General features: G+C 59.7%; 3 protein-coding genes and 1 pseudogene. 1 reads left to right on the top strand and 3 read right to left on the bottom strand.

Going from position 1 to position 4,375, the window contains the following annotated elements; all coding sequences use genetic code 11:
* The coding region (locus tag M3461_04700) for a galactose oxidase (protein MDQ3773701.1) at positions 1 to 401 on the top strand (401 nt) is incomplete at its 5' end.
* A gap of 597 nt (positions 402 to 998) precedes the next feature.
* Here the strand turns inward: M3461_04700 and M3461_04695 are convergent.
* From M3461_04695 to M3461_04685, 3 genes and pseudogenes are all read right to left on the bottom strand, one after another.
* Positions 999 to 1,427 (bottom strand): annotated as a pseudogene (locus M3461_04695) (MAPEG family protein).
* A gap of 144 nt (positions 1,428 to 1,571) precedes the next feature.
* Positions 1,572 to 2,657: a LamG domain-containing protein gene (locus M3461_04690; protein MDQ3773700.1), complete on the bottom strand. Its 1,086-nt coding sequence runs from the start codon at positions 2,655 to 2,657 to the stop codon at positions 1,572 to 1,574.
* Positions 2,658 to 3,301: 644 nt separating this feature from the next.
* Entirely contained in the window at positions 3,302 to 4,120 is an 819-nt protein-coding gene (locus M3461_04685) for a dienelactone hydrolase family protein (GenBank protein MDQ3773699.1), read from the bottom strand.
* Between the last annotated feature and the right edge of the window lie 255 nt (positions 4,121 to 4,375).

The raw sequence follows: 4,375 nt of genomic DNA, 5'->3' as shown, positions 1-4,375 counted from the left end.
AGCACATCGGGGCTGCTGCGGTGGACGGCAAGCTGTACGTGATTGCCGGGCGGGCCGGCGGACTCAATCTCGATGTCGTCGAGCGCTACGACCCCGATACGCGCCGCTGGAAGAGGCTGCGGCCCGTTCAGGTCCCGCGCAGCGGCTTCCAAGCCGCGGTCGTCGGAGGCCGCATCGTCGCCGCCGGCGGCGAGCAGCTGGCCGAGGGCGACAGCACGATCGGAGAGGTCGAGATCCTGAACCCGAAGACGGGCCGCTGGCGCAGACTCCCTTCGATGCTGACTCCCCGCCACGGGCTCGGGGTCGTCTCCCGCGGTCGTCGCGTCTTCGCAATCGAGGGCGGCCCGATGCCCGGCCTCGCCTTCTCGAGCGCTCTTGAGTTCCTCGATCTCGGCCGGTGACGAGGTAGCAGCGCCCTATTCGCTTCCTGAAATATCGCAAGGGCTAACAATGGCATCAACACCGACGGCAAACCCGCCGCTTCGCGGCTCGCCGTCTGGATATGCCAGCCGTTGGGCTTCACAAGCATGAAAGCAGAAGCCTTGGTAGTCGGTATCGACGGTGAAGGCGCCGGATAGATTATGAGCTCCCAGAAAACGCCGTTAGAGAGCCGCCATGCTTCGCCCTGCGGGTTGGCGAGGTGAGAGGCTACCCTCGCCCACAGCACCGGGGATCACGACCGCTTCCAGGCGGAAGAGGCCCGAACGCTACGAAACGCAGTTCGCAACATATCAATCCGCTGGAGCCGATTCCCGTGTCGCTCGGCTAGATTTCACCGTGAAAAACCAGGTGACTCCCGGATGCCCGTTACGACGGTATTCGGTCACCGATTACCGTCTCTCGGCCAGCTCTTTTCGCGAGCGATGCGGTTCCCTTCGTTCACCGGGCTCATGTGCTTTTCACGGCCCAACGACCGCGATCACCGGCGCGCCGCTGTTTGGCGCGTCCGAGTGAAGCCCCCACGTTAGACGGCAGTCGCATTTCTTCCATGACCGTGCCTAGGATCCGAGATAGTGGAGCGCTGCACGACCCGCAATGAACCACACGGCCAGCGTAGATATGAGGTAAAGGTAGAACCGCAGCATTACGACGTTGACTGTGCAGTGGACAACGCTATGAAGCGCGCGAAAAGCAACGAAGATCCATGCGGCGGTTAGGTATGCTGCGTCGACTTGGCTTGTGACGAACAGATATAGCGCGAGCGCATAGAAGATCGCCGGAATCTCGAAGAGGTTCTTCAGGTTGTCCGATGGATTGGCAACCTATGGGGGCGAGAGCTGACCCAGCGCACCGGGGACGGCTAGATCCTTCGGGTTGATCTTATTCCTCGTCAAGAAACTGATGCGACGGATGTACATGTATACCCAGACAAGGAACGTCAGAAACACCGTTGCGAACACAGGCCCGAAGATCGCCGTCTGCGGCATCATGTCTTCCTTCTAGGGACCACCGCGCGCCTCACAATGCCGTCTAACGACCTGCGTGAGGGGCGCGCCACTTTTTGGCGCGTCCCACTCCACGCGATGGTTAGTTAGGCGACCACTGTCAATTATTGCTCTGCCCTTACTTATTTACTTACACCCCACCGTCTGGATCGAATCCGTCCCGTGGATCGTTTGCCCGTCAAAGGTTTGGCCTGTGAGGGTGGCAGAGGTATCGCCACACAGGATGCCTGTGGCCTGCGTATTGAACTGGAGGACGCGATCAATATCTCCATCGCCGTCAACGTCAACATCCTCGGGGGTATCTTGAACTGGAGCGGCCTCAGTGCCAGTCCGACCAAAACGAACTGTGTCCGGATCCACCGTCGTGGCGTCAAAGGCAGTCGTGTTGTCCGTAGCGTCTGTGGTCAGAATGGCTACATCGATTCTCCCCCTACTGCGCGGGTTAATGTCATTCGGGAATTCGCCAGGTTTGATGTCGATTACAACAATAACTTTGCACTTACCCACACTGCCAGCGTCGAAGATCGCCTTGATCTCTTTTTCGGAGAGGGCTCGGTTGTAGATTTCAACCTCATCTAGCTGCCCGTCCCAATTCCGTCCGCCACCGCCCCAGCGAGCCAGCCGCAGGAATTGAGTGCCGTCGTAGGCTATAGGGCCAGCACCTGCTGCTGAGCCCACCAACGCGCCATCCAGGTACACTCGGCTCACGTGATTAGGGTCTCGGGTAATGGCCAGGTGCTGCCAGACGCCGGGGGTCAAGGCGAAGCCTACACAGCACGATCCGCCGGTAGCCGCACCCCAGTGATATTGGCTACCAACGTTGTCGTATTGCACGACCCAGCTCCGGAAATCGTTGTGATTGTTATCAATAATGTCAGCAAAGGCAACTTGAGAGGCGCCGGCCTTGACCCACAAGTCGATAGTGAAGGTTTGCAGGTTGAACCAATTTCCCAAGTCCACATAGTCATCCACGCCATCAAAGCTAAATGCCTGGCCCACCATGCCCGCCGCAAACGTCGCGCCGTTTTGCAGCGTGCCGTCGTTGCCGTTCTGGATGTCGTCAGCGTTCCCATCCCCCGGCCACCAGCTGACTAGACCCGAAGGGGGTTGAACGCAGGTTTGTGCCCCTGCGTAGCTGATCGCGACGAGGGAGAAGAGAAGGATTAATCCCCCGCCAAGTAACGTTCTGAACCTTTTGCTCATAGTTTTCATAACTTCGTCCTTTCCCGTCTAACGCTCCGCTTGAGGGGCGCCGCGCTTTTTTGCGGCGTCCCTCTCGGAGCGGTTGTTAGGCCCGACACTCCCGCGATACATGCGCCGATCGGACCATCTTACCGCGAACCAGGCGCCAGATACGTTTACCCCTTACTTCTTCGCGCAACCGAAAGTCATTCCGCCCATGTAACAGACTATCCCATATTCGAGGTCCTCGTAGCGTTTCATTTTAGGCGTTCCTTCGGACGTTCCCGTTAAAGCAAACTGGAATTGTTTAGGGCCAGGGGGCTGCGCTTCGGAATTGCTGATGCCTGTGGAAATAGCTGCGCCTAGCAGAGCGCTAATTGCAGCGGTAGCGAGCATTGGTACTTTGTATTGCATTTCTGTTCTCCATAAAGTAAGCCCATCGAGATTAACATCCGCACATGCTTCTCGTCCCTCGAAGGAACGCGGCCTAACGTTCGCGTTGAGGCGCGCATGAGACGCACAGCGCCGAATCGCGTCGCTCTCGAGCGCGGTGTTAGGCATCATGGAAGTTCCAAAAGAGATTGCCAATGATTGAGCCGTATCCCCAGATAAGGGTGGGTCGCCGATGTAGTCATGCCGTTGATCCAAATGAAGCTGGGCTGGGCCCGCGACCCTTAGGCGGGCGCTTGGCCCGTCGACGTTCCGTCTCCAGGCTCGAGCCGCTCCCACAAGAAGCCCAGTACACGGTCGACAGCCGCCCGCGTCGGTTCGCCCTCGCGATCGATGAGACCTATGGTGAGCACGCTGTGCGGGGGCTCGGGGGCCGGATTGGCCGACTCTGCCGGCAGCTCGATGGCCTCGAAGCCATTGCCAAGCTCACGCCGCAGCGTGGCGAAGCGCGCCGGTCGGCAAAACAGCGTGTCGCCGTGGAAGCGCACACCGAGAAAGCGCAGCCCCTCCTCGTCAATGCGGCGTCGCGCGTTGTCCATCGCCTCTGGCGTGGCGTGGACAGCTGCGGCCTTCGCACGGGTGACGGGAAGCGGGAACGACGGGTGCCCGAGCACAGGCGCGATCACCCATGGATCGAGCGTCATGGTCAGCGCGAAGTTCCCGGTGACGCACATACCGACCACGCCGACACCACGGCCGCCGATCTCGTCGTAAGCGTGTTTCGCGAGCCCGCGGAGCCAATCGGTAATGGGGCTGGCCCGGTTCTCGGCAAGGCAGGCAAACTCGCGGCTAATGCACACGCGCCCGAGCTGCCATACGCGCTCGGCCGGATTCGTCTTGGCGCCTACCCTGCCGAACAGCCGGGGCATAAACACCGTCATGCCCGCTCCGACGACCTTCCGCGCGAAGCGGGCCACCTCGGCTGTGATACCCGGCACCTCGTGCATGACGACGACCGCTGGACCCTTGCCCTGGCGATAGACGGATTTCTGTGCGCCGGCATGGATGAACTCAAAACAGGTGAAGTCAGAAAGGTTGTCCATGAAAGTCCTTACAAAGCTGCGAGAGGCGCCATGCCGCCAATCAAAAACGCTGCGTTAAGATCCATGACCGTGATGCCTAACGACCAAGCTCACCGGCGCGCCGCTTTTTGGCGCGTCCGGTGCAGTGCCTTGTGTACGCCCGACATGGGCATGAACTTATGGGGTGAAAGTCCCCTGTAGGAGTACCGGTAATGTCCTATTGTAGGACAAATGCAACTACTAGCCGAAGGCAAGGGCAATCCCGCGAGGGGTGGT

Source organism: Pseudomonadota bacterium (genome assembly GCA_030860485.1).
GTDB lineage: Bacteria > Pseudomonadota > Gammaproteobacteria > JACCXJ01 > JACCXJ01 > JACCXJ01.
This window is presented reverse-complemented; position numbering and strand designations above follow the sequence as displayed.